Below are 18296 nucleotides of genomic sequence, written 5' to 3' on the forward strand. Positions count from 1 at the left end.
AGGTCAGCTGAACCGGAACCACCGCACCGCACCGACGGCGGCCAACACACCCCACACCGCCACCACCGCGATACCGAACCAATCAATCGAGACGCCCAGCGCCTGCGCCAGCGCCTCGGTGAGCGCCCCCGAAGGGGTCAGCCGGGCGAGCCAGCGGACTGTGCCGGGTACCAGGTCGGTCTCCACCGTCAGCGCGGAGAATCCACCGAACACGAACCACATCAGGTTGGCTCCGGCCAGCACGATCTCGGCGCGCAGGCTGCCACCGAGCAACAGGCCCAACGCCGCGAAACAGGCGGTTCCCAGCGCGATGACCACCGCACCCAGGCCGAGGCCGGCCAGTGTCGGCCGCCAGCCCAGCGCTGCGCCGATCGCCCCGAGCAGCACGGACTGCAGCAGAACGACCGTGGCGACCGACAGAGATTTGCCGGCGATAACGCCCCAGACCGGGAGAGCCGTGGCGCCCAGCCGTTTGAGCGCCCCGTAGCGCCGGTCGAATGCCACGGCGATCGCCTGGCCGGTGAACGCGGTGGCGATCACCGCCAGCGACATGATCACCGGCAGCACGGTGGTCGCGCGTTCGGCGTGTCCCTCGCCGAACGGTCCCAGCGGCAGCACCGTCAGGCCGATCAACAGTGTGATCGGAATGAACATCGTCAGCAGCAGCTGCTCGCCGTTGCGCAACAGCAGGGTCAGCTCCAACCGGTATTGCGCGGCGAGCATCGCCGGCACGCTGGCCGGACGAGGGTCGGGGGTGAAGGTGCCGGGAGCGAAGACCTGTTGGTTGCTCATGCGCGTAGCTCCCGTCCGGTCAGCTCCAAGAACACGTCCTCCAGGCTGCGCTGCTCGACCCGCAGTGCGGTGGCCAGCACATCCATGCGCGCGCACCAGGCGGTCACGGTCGCCAGCACCTGGGGGTCCACCGTTCCTTCGACGAGGTATTCGCCGGGCATAACCTCGCTGGCCCGATAGCCCTCCGGCAACGCCATGATCAGCAACGACAGGTCGAGTCGCGGCGGTGCGGTGAACCGCAGCTGCCCCTGGGCTCCGCTACGGGTCAACTCCGCAGGCGTGCCGGCGGCGACCACCGCGCCGTGGTCGATGATCAACAGTCGGTCTGCCAGCTCTTCGGCCTCGCGTAGGTGGTGGGTGGTGAGCACCACGGTCACGCCGTCGCGGCGCAACGCGTCGATCAGCTCCCACACCAGCAAGCGGGCGTGGGCGTCCATGCCCGCGGTCGGCTCGTCGAGGAACACCAGCTCGGGCCGGCCGACCAGGGCACAGGCCAAGGCCAGCCGCTGCTGCTGCCCGCCGGAAAGCCGCCGATAGGTGGTGCGTGCCGCGTCGGTCAGGCCCAGGGTGTCCAGCAGCCACTGCGGGTCCAGCGGGTTGGCCGAATAGGACGCCACCAGCTTGAGCATCTCCCCGGCGCGTGCGGCCGGGTAGCCGCCGCCGCCCTGCAGCATCACCCCGATGCGCTCCCGAAGCCGGTCATTGTCGGCGACCGGGTCCAAGCCGAGCACTTCGATGGTTCCGGAGTCCGGGCGGACGAAGCCCTCGCACATCTCGACCGTGGTCGTCTTCCCGGCGCCGTTGGGGCCGAGGAGGGCGAACACTTCGGCGGTCTGGACGTCGAAATCGAGGCCGGCGACCGCTTCGACCGCAGACGGACCGGTCCCGTAACGCTTGCGCACCCCGCGTAAGCGCACCGCGACAGCTGAGTTCACGGAGAATCAGCGTAAGCGTCGGTGGCGGCGGCCGGCCGTTGGGTGGGCTCCTCGGCCGGTGCACCGCCCGTCGGGTGGTCAGCTTCGGCCGGCAACTCGCGCCACGGCAGCCGTCGATAGGTCAGCAGGAACAACCCCGCCACCACCACGGCGCTCGCCAGGGTGGCGTCCACGATCTGGAACAGGGCAAAACGGTCGCCGTTGGCGGTCGGGCCGAAGATGCCCACCACCAGCGTCACCGCGATCACCGCGACCCGGAACTGCGGTCGGGTGGCCCAGGCGGCGAGCGGGATGATCGCCCACAGCAGGTACCACGGCTGGACCACCGGGAACAGCAGGACCGTGATGCCCAGCGCAACGCCGAGACCGCCGACCGGATGCAAGCGGCCGTTGAACACCACCAGCAGCAGCCACACCACCAGCACCGCGATGATCAGGACACCGATGGCGCGGGTCAGCGACAGCACCGCGGTGGTGTGATCACCCAGGCCCAGCAGGATCCCGACCTGGCCGGTGCCCAGGGCGATCAGCGTCGGGGGCGACATCCAGCTGCGCACCACGTTGGCCGTGCCCAGGGTGAAGACCCACCCGAAGCCCAGCCCGCTGGCCCACCCGATCAAGCCCGTCACAGCTGCGGCCAGAGCGGCCATGCCCGTGCCGGCCAGCAGAAATGCCTTCACATCGCCGCCCCAGCGCCAGCCCAGCGCCATGGCGACGAAACCAAGTGCCAACAGTGATGGCAGTTTGACCTGCGATGACATCGTGATCAGCACGGCGCCGGTGAGCAGCTCGGCCAGCGGTGCCCAATCCCGGCGGTTCAGCGAGGCTCGACGAAGGAGAGGTGAAGCTGGGACCGCCGCATGATCCTGCCGGTGCGGGCGCGGGCGCAGCGACGGCAGCAGGGGCTTCGCCGCGGTGACCCCGCGCAACGCGAACTCCGTGCCGGTCAGCATGAGTCCGAGCATCAGCGCCTCGTTATGGATGCCGGCGACCAGGTGCATCAGCAACAGCGGATTGGCCGCACCGAGCCACAGGGCGCTGACCTCGGCGACCCCGCAGCGCGCGGCCAGGCGCGGCACCGCCCACACGATCAATCCGACCCCAAGCAACACCACCACCCGGTGACACAGCACCGCGGTGACGATGTTTTCCCCGGTCAACGCCGAGATTCCCCGGCCGATCCACAAAAACAGCGGCCCGTAGGGGGCCGGCGTCTCCCGCCACAGGCTAGGCACCGACAGGGTGAAGACATGGTCGAGGCCCAGGGCCGGGGCCGGACCCACCCGGTAGGGGTCCAAGCCCAGCCGGGAGATCTGACTCTGCGCCAGGTAGGAGTAAACGTCCTTGCTGTACATCGGCGGGGCGACCAGCAGCGGCAGCATCCACAGCAGCAGAGTCCGGTCGAGCTGGCTGCGCGACATCCGTCGCTTGCCCAGGGCAAAGCGCCCCAGCATCAGCCAGGCCAGCGCCATCATCACCGCGCCGGTGGTGGTCATGGTCAGGGCGACGGTGGCCAGCCGCGACGGCAGATTCAGCAGCCGGACCCCGAAGGTCGGGTCTTGCACCACCGGGCGCGCACCCGCGCCGAGCGCACCGATGGCCATCAGCACCGTTCCGGTCGCACCGAACAGCCGGGTGCGCCGCAATGCGACCAGCTCAGCGGCGTTGAGCGGGGAGCCGACGGTGCGCTCGTCGCCGTGCAGGTGCGCAATCGACGTGCTCAGCGAATGCCGGCGGAGGGCCATCCCAGCAGCGTAACGGCCGCTAGTTTTGCGGCCGGCGCACGCGCAGTGTGATCAGCGCAACGGCCGATCCGGGCTGAACTGAGGTAACCCTTTCTAGACCGCGCTCTGGAATTGCGTCACACTGGTGTTGTGAAATTCGAGGCCTCCGAAGTGGGGGAGGTGAAGGCCACCACCGAAGCCGCCGGGCAACGCCCCGGCGGTGCGGTTATGGCAGGCACCCCGCTGGCGGCCGAAGTCGCCAGCGGCCACGACACGCGTCATGCGGTGGTACGCCTGCTGATGGAATCCGGATCGATCACCGCGGGGGAGATCGGCGCCCAGTTGGGATTGTCGGCCGCCGGGGTGCGCCGCCACCTCGACGCGCTGATCGAGATGGGTGACGCCGAGGCACATGCGGCGGCATCCTGGCAGCAGGTGGGGCGTGGACGTCCGGCGAAGCGGTTCCAGCTCACCGATGCCGGCCGGGGCAAGCTCGGTCACCGCTATGACGACCTCGCGGTGGCCGCCATGCGCCAGCTGCGCGAGATCGGCGGCGAGGACGCGGTGGTCGACTTCGCGCGACAGCGCATCGACACCATCTTGGCCAAGGTCGCGGCCGTCGCCGCCGGCAGTGACACTGCCGACGACGGCGACCTGGAAGCCACCGCGCAGCGCATCGCCGGCGCGCTGTCGGAGGCCGGTTACGCCGCCACCACCGCGCGGGTGGACGGTGGCGTACCGGGGGTGCAGATACTGCAGCACCACTGCCCGGTGGCCAACGTCGCCAAGGAGTTCCCGGAGCTGTGCCGGGCCGAGCGGCAGGCGATGGCCGAAGTGCTGGGCACCCACGTGCAGCGGTTGGCGACCATCGCCGACGGCGGCTACGTCTGCACCACCCATGTGCCGCTGACCAACCGAAGCACCAAGGCCGCAAAGGCCGGCAAGTCCGGCGCCGCCGCGACCGCCAAAAAACAGCATTAGCAGCACCGACCGACCTTCGGCGCACACCCTGCGCCGAAGCCATCACGAAAACCGAATGGAGCGTCACCATGACACTCACGCCGGAGGCCACCGAAGCAACCGCGGAGCCGACCCAGGAAGAGACGATCGCGTCGCTGGGTCGGTACGAATTCGGGTGGGCCGACAGCGACGCCGCCGGTGCAGCCGCCCAGCGGGGTATCTCCGAGGCCGTGGTACGCGACATCTCGGCGAAGAAGAACGAGCCGGAGTGGATGCTCGAGGCTCGCCTGCGGGCCTACCGGACCTTCATGAAGAAGCCGATGCCCAACTGGGGCTCGGACTTGTCCGGCATCGACTTCGACAACATCAAGTACTTCGTGCGCTCCACCGAGAAGCAGGCCCAGACCTGGGACGACCTGCCCGACGACATCCGCAACACCTACGACCGTCTGGGTATCCCGGAGGCCGAAAAACAGCGCTACATCGGTGGCGTCGCCGCCCAGTACGAATCCGAAGTGGTCTACCACAAGATCCGCGAAGACCTTGAGGCACAAGGGGTCATCTTCCTTGACACCGACACCGCGCTCAAGGAGCACGAGGAGCTGTTCCGCGAGTACTTCGGCACGGTGATCCCGGCCGGAGACAACAAGTTCTCCGCGCTCAACACCGCGGTGTGGAGTGGGGGATCGTTCATCTATGTGCCCAAGGGCGTGCACGTCGACATCCCGCTGCAGGCCTACTTCCGGATCAACACCGAGAACATGGGCCAGTTCGAGCGCACGCTGATGATCATCGACGAAGACGCCTATGTGCACTACATCGAGGGCTGCACCGCGCCGGTGTACACCTCGGACTCGCTGCATTCGGCGGTGGTGGAGATCGTCGTCAAGCCGGGCGGCCGCTGCCGCTACACCACCATCCAGAACTGGTCGGTCAACGTCTACAACCTGGTCACCAAGCGGGCCCGGGCCGAGGCTGGCGCCACCATGGAGTGGGTCGACGGCAATATCGGCTCCAAGGTCACCATGAAGTACCCGGCGGTCTGGATGACCGGCGAACACGCCAAGGGCGAGGTGCTCTCGGTGGCGTTCGCCGGCGAGGACCAGCATCAGGACACCGGTGCCAAGATGCTGCACCTGGCGCCGAACACATCGTCGAACATCGTCTCCAAGTCGGTGGCGCGTGGCGGCGGCCGGTCCTCGTACCGCGGGCTGGTGGAGATCCACAAGGGTGCGCACGGCGCGAAGTCGAGCGTGAAATGCGATGCGCTGCTGGTCGACAATGTCAGCCGCAGCGACACCTACCCCTACGTCGACATCCGTGAGGATGACGTCACCGTCGGCCACGAGGCCACCGTGTCGAAGGTCAGCGAGAACCAGCTGTTCTACCTGATGAGCCGCGGCCTGACCGAGGACGAGGCGATGGCGATGGTGGTGCGCGGCTTCGTCGAGCCGATCGCCAAGGAACTGCCGATGGAGTATGCGCTGGAACTCAACAAGCTGATCCAGCTGCAGATGGAAGGCTCGGTGGGCTAGGTGACAAGCTCCATTGCCGGTACCAACCTGACCCAGGCGGCCGAAGGCTTCCACAAGGGTATGCAGTTCACCTCGTTCGACGTCGAGGCGTTCGAGGTGCCGCACGGTCGCGACGAGGTGTGGCGGTTCACCCCGCTGCGCCGGCTGCGCGGCCTGCATGACGGCTCCGCGGTCGCCGATGCGGCCGCCGCCATCGAGGTCCTCGGCTCGGATGCCGTGCGGATCGAGACGGTGGCGCGCGGTGACGACCGGCTGGGCGCCGCGGGTGTGCCCGCGGACCGCATTGCGGCCCAAGCCTTCTCGGCGTTTCGTGAGGCGACGGTGGTCACCGTGCCCAAGGAAGTGAGCGTCGAGGAGCCCATCGGGATCACTGTCACCGGCCCGGGTGCGGGAGCCACGGCCTACGGCCACCTGCAGCTGCGTGCCGAGGAACTGTCGCGGGCGACCGTCGTGATCGACGTGCGGGGCAGCGGAACCTACGCCGACAACGTCGAATTCGTGGTCGGCGACGGCGCGCAGCTGACCGTGGTCTGGATCGCCGAAGCCGACCCGGACCTGGTGCACGTCACCATGCACCACGCGGCGCTGGGCAAGGACGCGGTGCTGCGCCACAGTGCCGTGCAGCTGGGTGGTGAATTGGTACGCCTGACCGGACGGGTCCGGTTCGACGGCCCGGGTGGTGACGCCGAAATGCTCGGCCTGTACTTCGCCGACGACGGCCAGCACCTCGAATCGCGGCTGCTGGTCGACCACGCCCAGCCCAACTGCCGGTCGAACGTGCTCTACAAGGGCGCGCTGCAGGGCGACCCGGGTTCGGCGCTGCCGGACGCCCACACCGTCTGGGTCGGCGACGTGCTGATCCGCGCAACCGGCGTCGGCACCGACACCTTCGAGGTGAACCGCAACCTGGTCCTGGCCGACGGCGCCCGGGCCGACTCGATTCCCAACCTGGAGATCGAGACCGGTGAGATCGTTCAGGCCGGCCATGCCAGCGCGACTGGACGGTTCGACGATCTCCAGTTGTTCTACCTGCAGGCGCGCGGCATCCCCGAAGAGCAGGCCCGGCGCCTGATCGTGCGCGGATTCTTCGGCGAGATCATCGCCAAGATTCCCGTTGCGGCCGTACAGGAACGCCTCGCCGAGGCCGTCGAGCGTGAACTCGCGGTCACCGAGAACCGATAAAACCGAACGCATCATCTAAGGACACGAATCAGCAATGAGCACATTGGAAATCAAGGGCCTGCATGTGAGTGTGTCGCCCGCCGGCGACGACGGCACGGCCGACATCCCGATTCTGCACGGTGTCGACCTGACGGTGAACTCCGGTGAGACACATGCCCTGATGGGCCCGAACGGGTCCGGCAAGTCCACGCTGTCCTACGCGATCGCCGGGCACCCCAAGTACACCGTGACGTCCGGGTCGATCACCCTTGACGGCGAAGACGTGCTGGCGATGAGCATCGACGAGCGTGCGCGCGCGGGCCTGTTCCTGGCCATGCAATACCCGGTCGAGGTGCCGGGGGTGTCGATGTCGAACTTCCTGCGTACCGCGGTGACTGCCGTGCGCGGTGAGGCGCCGAAACTGCGGGCCTGGATCAAGGAACAACGTGCGGCGTTCGCCGACTTGGGCATCGACTCCGGATTCGCGGAACGCAACGTCAACGAGGGCTTCTCCGGCGGGGAGAAGAAGCGCCACGAGATCTTGCAGCTGAGCCTGCTCAAGCCGAAGATCGCGGTCCTCGACGAGACCGACTCCGGCCTGGATGTCGACGCACTGCGGGTGGTCAGCGAAGGGGTGAATCGCTATCAGGAGGCCGAGAACGGCGGCGTGCTGGTGATCACCCACTACACCCGCATCCTGCGCTACATCCAGCCGCAGTTCGTGCACGTCTTCGCCGGTGGGCGGATCGTCGAGTCGGGCGGGCCGGAGCTGGCCGACGAGCTGGAGGAGAACGGCTACGAGCGCTTCACCGCCGAGGCGGCAGTGGCGGAGGCCTAGAACATGACACTGTCGGTCAGTCGTCCGGCGGGGCCGGACCTCGACGCGATTCGGGCGGACTTCCCGATCCTGAACCGTGTCATGCGCGGCGGAAGCCGGCTGGCCTACCTGGATTCGGGTGCCACCTCGCAGCGTCCACTGCCGGTGCTCGACGCGGAGCGGGAGTTCCTGCTGACCTCCAACGGCGCGGTGCACCGCGGGGCGCACCAGCTGATGGAGGAGGCCACCGACGCCTACGAGGACGGCCGGTCCGCGATCGCGCGCTTCGTCGGGGCCGAACCGGACGAGCTGGAGTTCACCAAGAACGCCACCGAGTCGTTGAACCTGGTGTCCTATGTGCTCGGCGACGACCGTTTCGCGGGGGCGGTCGGGCCCGGCGACGTCATCGTCACCACCGAACTGGAACACCACGCGAACCTGATTCCCTGGCAGGAGCTGGCGCGCCGCACCGGTGCGACGTTGCAGTGGTACGAGGTGACGCCCGACGGGCGCATCGACCTGGACTCGCTGCAACTCGACGAGCGCGTCAAAGTCGTTGCGTTCACCCATCACTCGAACGTGACCGGCGCGCTGGCGCCGGTGGACGAGCTGGTGTCAAGGGCCCGCGCGGTGGGCGCGCTCACCGTGCTGGACGCCTGCCAGTCGGTGCCGCACCAGCCCGTCGACTTCCACGGATTGGGTGTGGACTTCGCGGCGTTCTCGGGTCATAAGATGCTGGGGCCCAACGGGATCGGGGTGCTGTACGGCCGGCGGGAGCTGTTGGCTACGTTGCCGCCATTCCTCACCGGCGGATCGATGATCGAGACGGTCACGATGGCTTCGAGCACCTACGCGCCGGCACCGCAACGTTTTGAGGCAGGCACGCCGATGACCTCGCAGGTCGTCGGGCTGGCCGCGGCCGCCCGCTACCTCGATGCGATCGGCATGGACGTGGTGGCAGCCCATGAGCGTGAACTGGTGGCCGCCACACTCGAGGGACTCGCCGGCATTCCCGGGGTGCACATCGTGGGGCCCACCACCATGATCGACCGGGGCTCGCCGGTGTCGTTTGTCATCGACGGGGTGCACGCGCACGACGTCGGTCAGGTGCTCGACGACGACGGTGTCGCGGTCCGGGTGGGCCACCACTGCGCAATGCCGTTGCACCGCAAGTTCAATGTGGCTGCCACCGCCCGAGCCTCGTTCGCGGTGTACAACACCCACGAGGAGGTGGAGCGCCTGCTGGCGGGTGTTCGCCGGGCCATGGAATTCTTCGGGGGAGTGTGAGACGTTGCGTCTTGAGCAGTTCTATCAAGAGGTGATCCTCGATCACTACAAGCATCCGCAGCATCGTGGGCTGCGAGAGCCCTACGGCGCGCAGGTGCACCACGTCAACCCGACCTGCGGTGACGAACTGACCCTGCGGGTGGCGCTGTCGCCCGACGGCACGCAGATCGCCGACGTCTCCTATGACGGGCAGGGGTGCTCGATCTCGCAGGCGGCGACCTCGGTGCTGGCCACCCAGGTGATCGGCGTGTCGGTGGAGCAGGCCTTGACGACATTCGATGCATTCCACGAAATGGTCTCCTCACGCGGCACTGTGGAAGGCGACGAGGAGGTGCTCGGTGACGGCATCGCGTTCGCCGGGGTGGCCAAGTACCCGGCACGGGTGAAGTGTGCGCTGCTCGGCTGGATGGCGTTCAAGGATGCGTTGGCGCAGGCACTGGCGAAGACAGAGGAACCAACGCTGGCATCAGTCAGTGGGACAACCCAGGAGATGAATCGATGAGCGAATTGGGACCGGACGAGCTGCTCGCCGAAGTCGAGGAATCGATGCACGACGTCATCGACCCCGAGATCGGCATCAACGTGATGGACCTGGGCCTGGTGTATGACCTGTCGATCCGGCAGGACGAGGACGGTGCGGCCGCGGTCGTCACCATGACCCTCACCTCGCCGGCCTGCCCGCTGCAGGACATGATCGCCGAGCAGGTCGAGAACGCCACCGTGGGCGCCGGTCTGGTCAAGAAGGTCGACCTGTCCTGGGTCTGGGAGCCGGCCTGGGGACCGGACAAGATCACCGATGAGGGCCGCGAAATGATGCGCGCAGTCGGTTTCACGGTCTGACCGTGCCGGCATCCGAGTTCTGGCTCTGCCGGACCTGCGGTGTCGAACACGAGGCGACACCGCAGGTGTGCGCCATCTGCGCCGATGATCGGCAATGGGTGCCGCCGGACGGCCAGCACTGGGCCACCTTGGACGGCTTGGTCGCCGAAGGCATGCAGTCCTACGCCTTTGAACTGGAACCCGGGCTGATCGGGATCGGCAGCAATCCGCCGCTGGGTATCGGTCAACTGGGCAAGCTGGTGTGCACGCCCAGCGGCAACATCCTGTGGGATCCATCGGGATTCGTCGATGACGCCGCGGTCGCCGCAGCGCTCGAGCACGGTCCGGTGCTCGGCGTCGTCGCCAGCCACCCCCACATGTTCGGCGCCCAGGTGGAATGGGGCCGACGACTCGGCGGGGTACCGGTGTACGTCAACGCCGCGGACAAAGAATGGGTGATGCGTCCGGACCCGGCGATCCGGTACTGGTCCGGGCGGCTGGAGCTCGCACCCGGTTTGACCGTGATTCAGGTCGGCGGCCACTTTCCGGGCAGCTGTGTCGCGTGCTGGGACGCCGGTGCCGACGGGCGCGGGGTGCTGCTGGTCGGCGACACCGTCTTCCCGAACCCTGACCGGCGCACGGTGGCCTTCCTGCGCAGCTATCCGAATCGGATTCCGCTGTCGGCGGCTGTCGCCCAGCGGATGGCTGCAACGTTGGAGGAGTTGCGCTTCGACCGCATGTACGGGTTGCACACCAACACCATCGACACCGATGCGGTGGCCGCGGTCAGATTCTCGGCGGACCGTCACGCAGCGTGGGCGCGCGGCGACCACGACGACCTCACCTAGCGCGGGACCGGTCAGCGTTGTCATGTGTCCCGGCCGGCAGCCCGGGGGACGGGCGCTGCCATACTCGTCGCGTGACTGTGACGGAAAACGAGCGGACACGGTGACGACGAGCAGGCGACGGTTTATGGCCGGGATGGCGGCTGCGGCGGCGGGCACAGCTGTTGGCGGGCTCGCGGCGTGCGGATCGCGGGGGCCGGGGGCCGACACCATTTTCATCGGTGGCCCGGTGGTGACGGTGGCGCCGGGCGCTCCGGAGGCCGAGGCGCTCGCGGTCACCGCTGGCCGGATCAGCCGGGTCGGCACCGCCGACGAAGTGCTACGACTGCGGGGCTCGGGGACCACCGTCGTCGACCTGCGCGGCCGGGCGCTGCTGCCGGCATTCGTGGAGCCGCATGGTCATCCCTTCGAGATGGGCTCCACCCTGGCTCCGCCGGCCATCGATGTGCGTCCCTTCACCGTCCCCACCGCCAGCGGGGTGTTCGCGAAGCTGGCCGAGGCCGTGGCGGACACGCCCAAGGGGCAGCCGATTCTGCTCAACGGGGTGGATCCGCTGCTGCAGACCGGGCTGCAGCCCTTCACCCGCAACGAACTGTCCCGGCTTGCGCCGAACAACCCCGTGGTGATCATTTCCAACAGCGGCCACGCCGCCTATGGCAACACGGCCGCATTCACCGCGGCCGGCATCACCAAGACCACCCCCAACCCGGCCGGGGCGCAGTACATCCACGGGCTCGACGGCCAGCTGACCGGCGAGGTGCGCGAGGCGGCGGCGGTGATGGCGTTGGTGGCGCCCTTCTCCGGTGCGATCATGGCCAACGCCGGCGACAATCTGCGCTGGGCCTACTCCCAACTCGCCCGCGCGGGAATCGCCACTGCCACCGAACATTCCTATGATGCGCGTGCGCAATCCGAGGTGTTCGGCAAGCTCGCTCAGCAGGCCGACTGTGCGGTGCGGGTCCGTGCCTACGAGATCGGCACCGCAGACCTGGCCGCGGACACCAAGAATGTTCGTGGCAAGCGGGCCCGCGCCGACGTCCTGTTCGACAAGATCGGGATGAAGATGTGGGCGGACGGTTCGCCCTGGCAGGGCAACATCTTCACCACCTTCCCGTATCTGAGTAACGCCACCACCGCGGGCATGGGCCTGGGGCCCGACCACCGCGGCCGGATGAACTACTCGCCCGAACAGATCCAGGAACTGACCAAGGCCTTCGTCGATCAGCATTGGCAGGTCTCCTGCCACGTCCACGGTGATGCCGCGATCGACGTGGTGCTGGACGCCTTCGAACAGGCGCGCACGCCCCCGGCGCTGCGACCCCGGATCGAACACGTCGGAGCCATGCGACCCGATCAATTCGCGCGGGCCGCGCAGCTGGGAATCACCCCCAGCCTGTTCATCGAACACATCTATTACTGGGGAGATGTGTTGGTGGACAAGCTGTTCGGTGCGGACCACGGCTCGCACTGGATGTCGGCGCGTTCGGCTCTGGACGCCGGGCTGCGGCTGTCGTTCCACAATGACGGCACCGTCACCCCGCCCAACCCGATCGGCAACATCGCCACCGCGGTGAACCGCATCGCCAAGGGCAGCGGCCGGGCGCTGGCACCCGAACAGCGCATCGGCGTGGATGCGGCGATCAAGGCGCAGACACTCAACGCCGCCTGGCAACTGCGGCTGGACACCGAGATCGGCAGCCTGGAGCCCGGCAAGTACGCCGATCTGGTCGTACTGTCCCACAACCCTCGCCGCGTGCCGCCTGCGGAGCTGCGTGACGTGGCCGTGGAGGCCACCTACCTGATGGGCCGGCAGACCTACGGAAAGGTGCTGGGGTAGCGGTTGCGGTGCCGCCGAGGCCCGCTACGCGGGCGGCTCGGGGCAGTTGCCGTCGCCGGCCCACACGGTGACCCGGGCCGCCTGCAGCACGCCGTCGCCGTCCGTGGTTCCACCGGCAGCGACGCACTTGCCAGCGCTGATCGACGGTGCGCTGACGGTGACCATCCGGCGGAAGTGGGTGCTGTCGTTGACCGTGACCGTGGTCGGCCCGGACGGGCCACTGATGGTGAGGGTGTCACCGGAGACCGACTCGACCACGCCGCGCACGCCACGGTGCGGCTTCGGGGGAGCCGGGGCGTCGGCCGCGGCGGGTCGCTGCGGGCACTTGCCGTCGACGGTGGTGCTGATCGCCACGAACTTCGCGGTGATGGCGCCGCTGTCGGCGGGGGCGCTGTCGCCAGTGGCGCCGACCTTGATGCAGGTGCCGGCGGTGATCTCGGCGCGTTGTGCGGGTACCGACTCGAAGATCCGCGTGCCGTCGGTCAAGGCCACCGTGGTGGTGCCGGACGAGCGGGCCACCTCAAAGATGTTACCCGACACCGAGGAGACCGAACCCATCACGTGGTCGCCCTGGGCGTGTGCCAATGCGGGGAAAATCATTGCGGTGGTTCCGGTTACCGTGAAAACAGCGAGAGCTGTGCGACAACGGGCAGACATCAACATGCTCCAATCGTGGACTTAGCTGGTGCGCTTGTCCTGGTTTTAGGTCATCTCACCGTCGGCGGTACAGCTGTCCACGACCTTGCTCTGAGCTGTGTGTGGGCTGTGTATGCGCCGGAACCCTGCCGCAGAGGGTCCGAGCCCCTCTTACGACTCGCCGCCGGTGTTGGTTTCCGGCACCTGTCTCTGCTGCCGGCGTGGCGAGATGCCAACTGCCGGAGTGCATCTACGGGGCGGCAAGGTTCCAGAAATGAGCGGCGTGTCGGCCGGGCGGATTGAAATCGGTTTGCCAGTGCCGCAAAGCGGGCATACCTCCTGCCAGCACGACTCACGAGTCAGACCATCGCCACCAGGCTGAGGCTGGCGTGGGCGTCGCCAGGAAGACGGGTAACCGCCATGATCACCCTCGGAGTCATCCTTATCGTTCTCGGGCTCGTCCTGCCCGCCCTGGCCCCAGCCTTCGTTTACGCGAACGTCTTGTTTTCCATCGGTGTCGTCCTCTTGGTTGTCGGCCTGATCCTGATGTTCGCCGGTAGAGCGGGCCACGCGGTCGGCGGTCGTCGCCACTACTACTAGCAGCGGCGGCGCCGCCGGAAACTCGTCGCTGCCAATTCCGCCGCAATCGGCATGAATCTATGACTTCCTGCACCCGGAAACGGGTGCAGGCTGACGGCAACGCCGACGGCGCAGTCGTAACACGGTCGGCTGCAGTGTGCAGTTGACCACCAATTGAAGGGACAACTCCCCATGGGAATCGTCGACAAGGCTAAGAATGCCGTGCAGAACGCGAGCGGCAAGGTCAAGGAACAAGCCGGCAAGGTCACCGGTGACACGGACACCGAAGCTGAAGGCAAGAAGGATCAGCTGAAGGCCAACGTCAAGAAGACCGGCGAGAGCATCAAGGACACGTTCCGCTGACCTCTGCCGTGAGAGAGAGTCGCCGCCGTAGCTACGGCGGCGACTTTCGTTTCGCGGCCACACCAGCGCGGGTGCCCAGCCGGGAACACCGCGGCGTATCCGGGCGTTAGGCCAATCATGGCAACTCAAGACCTCACCGCAGCGAAATTCGAAGAAACCATCGCCGACAACGACATCGTGCTCGTCGACTTCTGGGCGTCCTGGTGCGGGCCGTGCCGATCGTTCGCGCCGACGTTCGCGGCAGCCTCCGAGAAACACCCTGACGTGGTGTTCGCCAAGGTCGACACCGAAGCCGAGCAGCAGTTGGCCGCTGCCGCCCAGATCCGTTCCATTCCCACCCTGATGGCGTTCAAGAAGGGCACGCTGGTGTTCAACCAGGCCGGTGCGCTGCCCGCTCCGGCGTTGGAGAACCTGGTCCAGCAGGTCAAGGACCTCGATGTCGAGGCGGCGTTGGCCGAGCAGGCCGCTGCAGGCAAGCCCGACCAGGTCTGAGGGCACGCACGCGATAGCGTGCATCCGTGTCTTCCGAATCCGAATTCATCCTGGTCGAACGTCCCCGTCCGCACGTCGCACTGATCACGCTGAACCGCCCGGAGCGGATGAACTCCATGGCGTTCGACGTCATGGTTCCGCTACGCGATGCGCTGGCCGAGATCAGCTACGACAACTCGGTGCGGGTGGTGGTGCTCACCGGGGCGGGCCGAGGGTTCTCCTCGGGCGCCGACCACAAGTCCGCGGGTTCGGTGCCGCACGTGGCCGGGCTGACCCGCCCCACCTTCGGCCTGCGCTCGATGGAACTGCTCGACGACATCATCCTGGGGCTGCGGCGGCTGCACCAGCCGGTGATCGCCGCCGTCAACGGGGCGGCCATCGGTGGCGGACTGTGCCTGGCGCTGGCGGCCGACATCCGGGTCGCCGCGTCCGGGGCCTACTTTCGGGCGGCCGGCATCAACAACGGGCTGACCGCCAGTGAGCTGGGGCTGAGCTATCTGTTGCCCCGGGCGATCGGGGCGTCGCGAGCGTTCGAGATCATGCTCACGGGCCGGGACGTCGATGCCACCGAGGCCGAGCGAATTGGCCTGGTCTCGCGGGTCGTGGAGCAGCCGGACCTGCTGGACACCTGCTACGACATGGCCGAGCGGATCGCCGGTTTCTCTCGCCCCGGGGCCGAATTGACCAAGCGGACGCTCTGGAGCGGACTTGACGCCGGTAGTCTGGAGGGGCACATGCAGGCCGAGGGGCTCGGGCAGCTCTACGTGCGCCTGCTGACCAGCAACTTCGAGGAAGCCGTCGCTGCGCGCGCCGAGAAGCGCCCACCGGCCTTTACTGACGATAAGTAGCAATAACACGACAGGAGTACGCGCGCGTGATTACCGCAACGGGCCTGGAGGTCCGCGCCGGAGCGCGCACCCTGCTCGACTCGGTGGACTCGGTGCTGCGGATACAGCCCGGAGACCGGATCGGACTGGTCGGCCGCAACGGCGCCGGCAAGACCACCACGCTGCGCATCCTGGCCGGTGAAGGTGAGCCGTACGCGGGCACCATCACCCGCACCGGCGAGGTCGGCTACCTGCCGCAGGACCCCCGGGAAGGCAACCTCGACGTGCTGGCTCGCGACCGGGTGCTCTCGGCGCGTGGCCTGGACACGATCCTGACCGACCTGGAGAAGCAGCAGGTGCTGATGGCCGAGGTCGTCGACGACACCGAGCGCGACCGGGCCATCCGTCGCTACGGCCAGCTCGAAGAGCGATTCGCTGCGTTGGGTGGCTACGCCGCCGAGAGTGAGGCGGGCCGGATCTGCACCAGCCTGGGTCTGCCCGATCGGGTGCTGACGCAGCCGCTGCGGACCCTGTCCGGCGGGCAGCGCCGCCGGGTGGAGCTGGCCCGGATCCTGTTCGCCGCTGGCGAGGGCGGCGCTGGAGGCGCCGGTTCGGGTACCACCCTGCTGCTCGACGAACCGACCAACCACCTCGACGCGGATTCGATCGGCTGGCTGCGTGACTTCCTGAAGAACCACAGCGGGGGACTGGTCCTGATCAGCCACGACGTGGACCTGTTGGCCGACGTGGTCAATCGGGTGTGGTTCCTGGACGCGGTGCGCGGCGAGGCCGATGTCTACAACATGGGCTGGAAGAAATACCTCGACGCCCGTGCCACCGATGAACAGCGTCGCCGCCGGGAGCGCGCCAATGCCGAACGCAAAGCTGGAGCGCTGCGCGCCCAGGCCGCGAAGATGGGTGCCAAGGCGACCAAAGCCGTTGCGGCGCAGAACATGCTGCGTCGCGCTGAGCGGATGATGGCCGAACTCGACGACGAGCGGGTCGCCGACAAGGTCGCCAAGATCAAGTTCCCGACCCCGTCGGCGTGCGGGAAAACCCCGCTGATGGCCAGCGGGCTGACCAAGGTGTATGGCTCGCTGGAGATCTTCACCGGCGTCGACCTGGCCATCGACCGGGGCTCACGCGTGGTGGTGCTGGGCCTCAACGGCGCCGGCAAGACCACCCTGCTGCGGCTGCTCGCCGGAGTCGAGACCCCCGACGCCGGTCAGCTGGAGCCCGGCCACGGTTGCAAGATCGGCTATTTCGCCCAGGAACACGACACCATCGACAACGCTGCGACGGTGTGGGAGAACATCGTTCATGCGGCCCCCGACACCTCCGAGCAGGATCTGCGCGGGCTGCTGGGCGCCTTCATGTTCACCGGGCCGCAGCTGGAGCAACCGGCCGGCACGCTGTCCGGCGGTGAGAAGACCCGGCTGGCGCTGGCCGGCCTGGTGGCATCCACCGCGAATGTGTTGTTGCTCGACGAACCGACCAACAACCTCGACCCGGCCTCGCGTGAGCAGGTCCTCGACGCGCTGCGCAGCTATGCCGGCGCGGTGGTGCTGGTCACCCACGACCCGGGCGCGGCCGAGGCACTTGATCCCCAGCGCGTGGTGTTGCTGCCCGACGGCACCGAAGACCACTGGTCGGCGGACTACCGCGACCTGATCGAGCTGGCCTAGCAAGCGAGGCTGAGCCGGGCCCGGCGGCCCCGCTGTCCCGATTCCCCTGTATTTCAGCCAAACCCGCCCGATCGCCACGTCGGCTTCCTACGCTGAAGCCGTCAAGGCGGCGAGGGGATGGTGAGGGGACGTGGCGACGACGACGAAACCGAACAAGCAACGCGATCGTCAACTGGTCGAGTTGCGCAGCGCCTATGAGGGCGGGGCGAGTATCCGGACTTTGGCGGCGTCGACCGGCCGATCGTACGGATCCGTGCACAGCATGCTGCGGGAGTCGGGCGCGGCGATGCGCAGCCGCGGTGGGCCCAACCACCGCACCCGATCGCGTTAGCGCAACTCCGTGCATCTCGCCGAGCGTGTACTGAGGGCGAGATTTCGGCAAGATATCCGTCCTGAGTGCACGCTCGGTACCAAAATTGCCCTCTAGTGCGGCGAAATCAGCTGTGCCGCACCGAATCCTCGACCAGGTCGAGGACCGCAGACAATCGCTGCGGGTCTTCTCCTGAGGCCAGTCGCGCGACCAGGCCGTCGAGCACCAGATCCAGGTAGCAGTGCAACACCTCAGCGGGGACGTCATCGCGCAGCCGGCCGGCCCGCTTCTGGCGGCGCAGCCGATCCACTGTGGCAGCGGTCAATTCGGCTGAGCGTTCCGCCCAGCCGCGGCTGAATTCCGGGTCGTGGCGCAGTTTGCGGGCGATCTCCAGCCGGGTGGCCAGCCAGTCGAACTGCTCCGGGGCCGCCAGCATGTCGCGCATCACGCCGATCAGGCCCTCGCGCGAGGCGACATCAGCCATCCGCTGCGCGTCTTCGCGTGCCAACTCGAAGAACAGCGTGTCCTTATCGCGGAAGTGATGGAAGATCGCCCCGCGCGACAGCCCGATCATCTGCTCCAGTCGCCGCACCGTCGCCTGGTCGTAGCCGTAGGCGGCGAAGCAGCGCCGCGCGCCATCGAGGATCTGGCGGCGCCGGGCCGCCAGGTGATCCTCGCTGACCCTGGGCATC

20 protein-coding genes are annotated in these 18296 nt (G+C 67.8%); 15 read left to right on the forward strand and 5 right to left on the reverse strand.

Annotation, left to right across the window (positions count from 1 at the left end):
- Positions 1-3: 3 nt before the first annotated feature.
- Genes ACJH5R_RS05490 through mptB form a run of 3 tightly spaced genes read right to left on the reverse strand, consistent with a single transcriptional unit; the run spans position 4 to position 3472 of the window.
- Entirely contained in the window at positions 4-792 is a 789-nt protein-coding gene (locus tag ACJH5R_RS05490) for an ABC transporter permease (RefSeq protein WP_406781454.1), read from the reverse strand.
- Positions 789-1727, reverse strand: a complete 939-nt coding sequence (locus ACJH5R_RS05495) for an ABC transporter ATP-binding protein (protein ID WP_406759338.1) — start codon at positions 1725-1727, stop codon at positions 789-791. Before ACJH5R_RS05495 ends, ACJH5R_RS05490 begins: the two co-directional genes overlap by 4 nt.
- Positions 1724-3472 carry a polyprenol phosphomannose-dependent alpha 1,6 mannosyltransferase MptB gene (mptB, locus tag ACJH5R_RS05500; protein WP_406781455.1) on the reverse strand — a complete coding sequence of 583 codons (1749 nt, stop codon included), beginning with the start codon at positions 3470-3472 and terminating at the stop codon, positions 1724-1726. Before mptB ends, ACJH5R_RS05495 begins: the two co-directional genes overlap by 4 nt.
- A 207-nt stretch (positions 3473-3679) precedes the next feature.
- Between mptB and ACJH5R_RS05505 the strand changes: the two genes are divergently transcribed.
- From ACJH5R_RS05505 to ACJH5R_RS05545, 9 genes are all read left to right on the forward strand, one after another.
- On the forward strand, positions 3680-4432 hold the full coding sequence (locus tag ACJH5R_RS05505; protein ID WP_406781617.1) for a helix-turn-helix transcriptional regulator: 753 nt from the start codon (positions 3680-3682) through the stop codon (positions 4430-4432).
- Positions 4433-4500: 68 nt separating this feature from the next.
- Complete coding sequence (gene sufB, locus ACJH5R_RS05510) at positions 4501-5946, forward strand: Fe-S cluster assembly protein SufB (RefSeq protein ID WP_308483282.1); 1446 nt, start codon at positions 4501-4503, stop codon at positions 5944-5946.
- 60 nt (positions 5947-6006) lie between these two features.
- Positions 6007-7128 carry a Fe-S cluster assembly protein SufD gene (sufD, locus tag ACJH5R_RS05515; protein ID WP_406781618.1) on the forward strand — a complete coding sequence of 374 codons (1122 nt, stop codon included), beginning with the start codon at positions 6007-6009 and terminating at the stop codon, positions 7126-7128.
- 34 nt (positions 7129-7162) lie between these two features.
- A complete protein-coding gene (sufC, locus tag ACJH5R_RS05520; RefSeq protein ID WP_406759340.1) occupies positions 7163-7945 on the forward strand; it encodes a Fe-S cluster assembly ATPase SufC in 783 nt (260 codons plus the stop codon).
- A 3-nt stretch (positions 7946-7948) separates the two neighbouring features.
- The gene (locus ACJH5R_RS05525) at positions 7949-9211 is read left to right on the forward strand and encodes a cysteine desulfurase (protein WP_406781456.1); all 1263 of its coding nucleotides are present in this window, start codon (positions 7949-7951) and stop codon (positions 9209-9211) included.
- Entirely contained in the window at positions 9174-9713 is a 540-nt protein-coding gene (gene sufU, locus ACJH5R_RS05530; protein WP_406759342.1) for a Fe-S cluster assembly sulfur transfer protein SufU, read from the forward strand. Before ACJH5R_RS05525 ends, sufU begins: the two co-directional genes overlap by 38 nt.
- On the forward strand, positions 9710-10051 hold the full coding sequence (locus ACJH5R_RS05535) for a metal-sulfur cluster assembly factor (RefSeq protein WP_024443391.1): 342 nt from the start codon (positions 9710-9712) through the stop codon (positions 10049-10051). The genes sufU and ACJH5R_RS05535 overlap by 4 nt, the downstream gene beginning before the upstream one ends.
- A gap of 2 nt (positions 10052-10053) precedes the next feature.
- The gene (locus ACJH5R_RS05540; protein WP_406759343.1) at positions 10054-10878 is read left to right on the forward strand and encodes an MBL fold metallo-hydrolase; all 825 of its coding nucleotides are present in this window, start codon (positions 10054-10056) and stop codon (positions 10876-10878) included.
- A 100-nt stretch (positions 10879-10978) separates the two neighbouring features.
- Positions 10979-12712 carry an amidohydrolase gene (locus ACJH5R_RS05545; RefSeq protein WP_406781457.1) on the forward strand — a complete coding sequence of 578 codons (1734 nt, stop codon included), beginning with the start codon at positions 10979-10981 and terminating at the stop codon, positions 12710-12712.
- A 24-nt stretch (positions 12713-12736) separates the two neighbouring features.
- On the opposite strand, the gene ACJH5R_RS05550 is transcribed toward ACJH5R_RS05545, so the two are convergent.
- Complete coding sequence (locus tag ACJH5R_RS05550) at positions 12737-13312, reverse strand: DUF5666 domain-containing protein (protein WP_406759345.1); 576 nt, start codon at positions 13310-13312, stop codon at positions 12737-12739.
- A 456-nt stretch (positions 13313-13768) separates the two neighbouring features.
- Between ACJH5R_RS05550 and ACJH5R_RS05555 the strand changes: the two genes are divergently transcribed.
- The 6 genes from ACJH5R_RS05555 to ACJH5R_RS05580 all read left to right on the forward strand — a co-directional run bounded on the left by ACJH5R_RS05555 (position 13769) and on the right by ACJH5R_RS05580 (position 17625).
- Positions 13769-13948 (forward strand): DUF6131 family protein, encoded by a 180-nt coding sequence (locus ACJH5R_RS05555; protein WP_406759346.1) that lies wholly within the window; start codon positions 13769-13771, stop codon positions 13946-13948.
- Between the two features lie 171 nt (positions 13949-14119).
- Entirely contained in the window at positions 14120-14290 is a 171-nt protein-coding gene (locus ACJH5R_RS05560) for a CsbD family protein (RefSeq protein ID WP_406759347.1), read from the forward strand.
- Positions 14291-14407: 117 nt separating this feature from the next.
- Positions 14408-14782 (forward strand): thioredoxin, encoded by a 375-nt coding sequence (trxA, locus tag ACJH5R_RS05565; RefSeq protein ID WP_406759348.1) that lies wholly within the window; start codon positions 14408-14410, stop codon positions 14780-14782.
- A 26-nt stretch (positions 14783-14808) separates the two neighbouring features.
- The gene (locus ACJH5R_RS05570; RefSeq protein ID WP_406759349.1) at positions 14809-15630 is read left to right on the forward strand and encodes an enoyl-CoA hydratase; all 822 of its coding nucleotides are present in this window, start codon (positions 14809-14811) and stop codon (positions 15628-15630) included.
- 26 nt (positions 15631-15656) lie between these two features.
- Positions 15657-17294: an ABC-F family ATP-binding cassette domain-containing protein gene (locus tag ACJH5R_RS05575; protein ID WP_406759350.1), complete on the forward strand. Its 1638-nt coding sequence runs from the start codon at positions 15657-15659 to the stop codon at positions 17292-17294.
- A gap of 130 nt (positions 17295-17424) precedes the next feature.
- A complete protein-coding gene (locus ACJH5R_RS05580) occupies positions 17425-17625 on the forward strand; it encodes a helix-turn-helix domain-containing protein (RefSeq protein ID WP_046282993.1) in 201 nt (66 codons plus the stop codon).
- Positions 17626-17731: 106 nt separating this feature from the next.
- Here ACJH5R_RS05580 and ACJH5R_RS05585 read toward each other — a convergent pair whose 3' ends face one another.
- On the reverse strand, positions 17732-18295 hold the full coding sequence (locus ACJH5R_RS05585; protein WP_406759351.1) for a TetR/AcrR family transcriptional regulator: 564 nt from the start codon (positions 18293-18295) through the stop codon (positions 17732-17734).
- Between the last annotated feature and the right edge of the window lies 1 nt (position 18296).

This window comes from Mycobacterium sp. SMC-19 (assembly GCF_045310815.1).
Lineage (GTDB): Bacteria > Actinomycetota > Actinomycetes > Mycobacteriales > Mycobacteriaceae > Mycobacterium.

Bases quoted from the DNA above. Each gene is read 5' to 3' on its own strand.
- ACJH5R_RS05490 (WP_406781454.1), bottom strand. From the start codon at position 792: ATGAGCAACCAACAGGTCTTCGCTCCCGGCACCTTCACCCCCGACCCT.
- mptB (WP_406781455.1), bottom strand. From the start codon at position 3,472: ATGGCCCTCCGCCGGCATTCGCTGAGCACGTCGATTGCGCACCTGCAC.
- ACJH5R_RS05505 (WP_406781617.1), top strand. From the start codon at position 3,680: ATGGCAGGCACCCCGCTGGCGGCCGAAGTCGCCAGCGGCCACGACACG.
- sufB (WP_308483282.1), top strand. From the start codon at position 4,501: ATGACACTCACGCCGGAGGCCACCGAAGCAACCGCGGAGCCGACCCAG.
- sufD (WP_406781618.1), top strand. From the start codon at position 6,007: ATGCAGTTCACCTCGTTCGACGTCGAGGCGTTCGAGGTGCCGCACGGT.
- sufC (WP_406759340.1), top strand. From the start codon at position 7,163: ATGAGCACATTGGAAATCAAGGGCCTGCATGTGAGTGTGTCGCCCGCC.
- ACJH5R_RS05525 (WP_406781456.1), top strand. From the start codon at position 7,949: ATGACACTGTCGGTCAGTCGTCCGGCGGGGCCGGACCTCGACGCGATT.
- ACJH5R_RS05535 (WP_024443391.1), top strand. From the start codon at position 9,710: ATGAGCGAATTGGGACCGGACGAGCTGCTCGCCGAAGTCGAGGAATCG.
- ACJH5R_RS05550 (WP_406759345.1), bottom strand. From the start codon at position 13,312: ATGATTTTCCCCGCATTGGCACACGCCCAGGGCGACCACGTGATGGGT.
- ACJH5R_RS05555 (WP_406759346.1), top strand. From the start codon at position 13,769: ATGATCACCCTCGGAGTCATCCTTATCGTTCTCGGGCTCGTCCTGCCC.
- ACJH5R_RS05560 (WP_406759347.1), top strand. From the start codon at position 14,120: ATGGGAATCGTCGACAAGGCTAAGAATGCCGTGCAGAACGCGAGCGGC.
- trxA (WP_406759348.1), top strand. From the start codon at position 14,408: ATGGCAACTCAAGACCTCACCGCAGCGAAATTCGAAGAAACCATCGCC.
- ACJH5R_RS05585 (WP_406759351.1), bottom strand. From the start codon at position 18,295: ATGCCCAGGGTCAGCGAGGATCACCTGGCGGCCCGGCGCCGCCAGATC.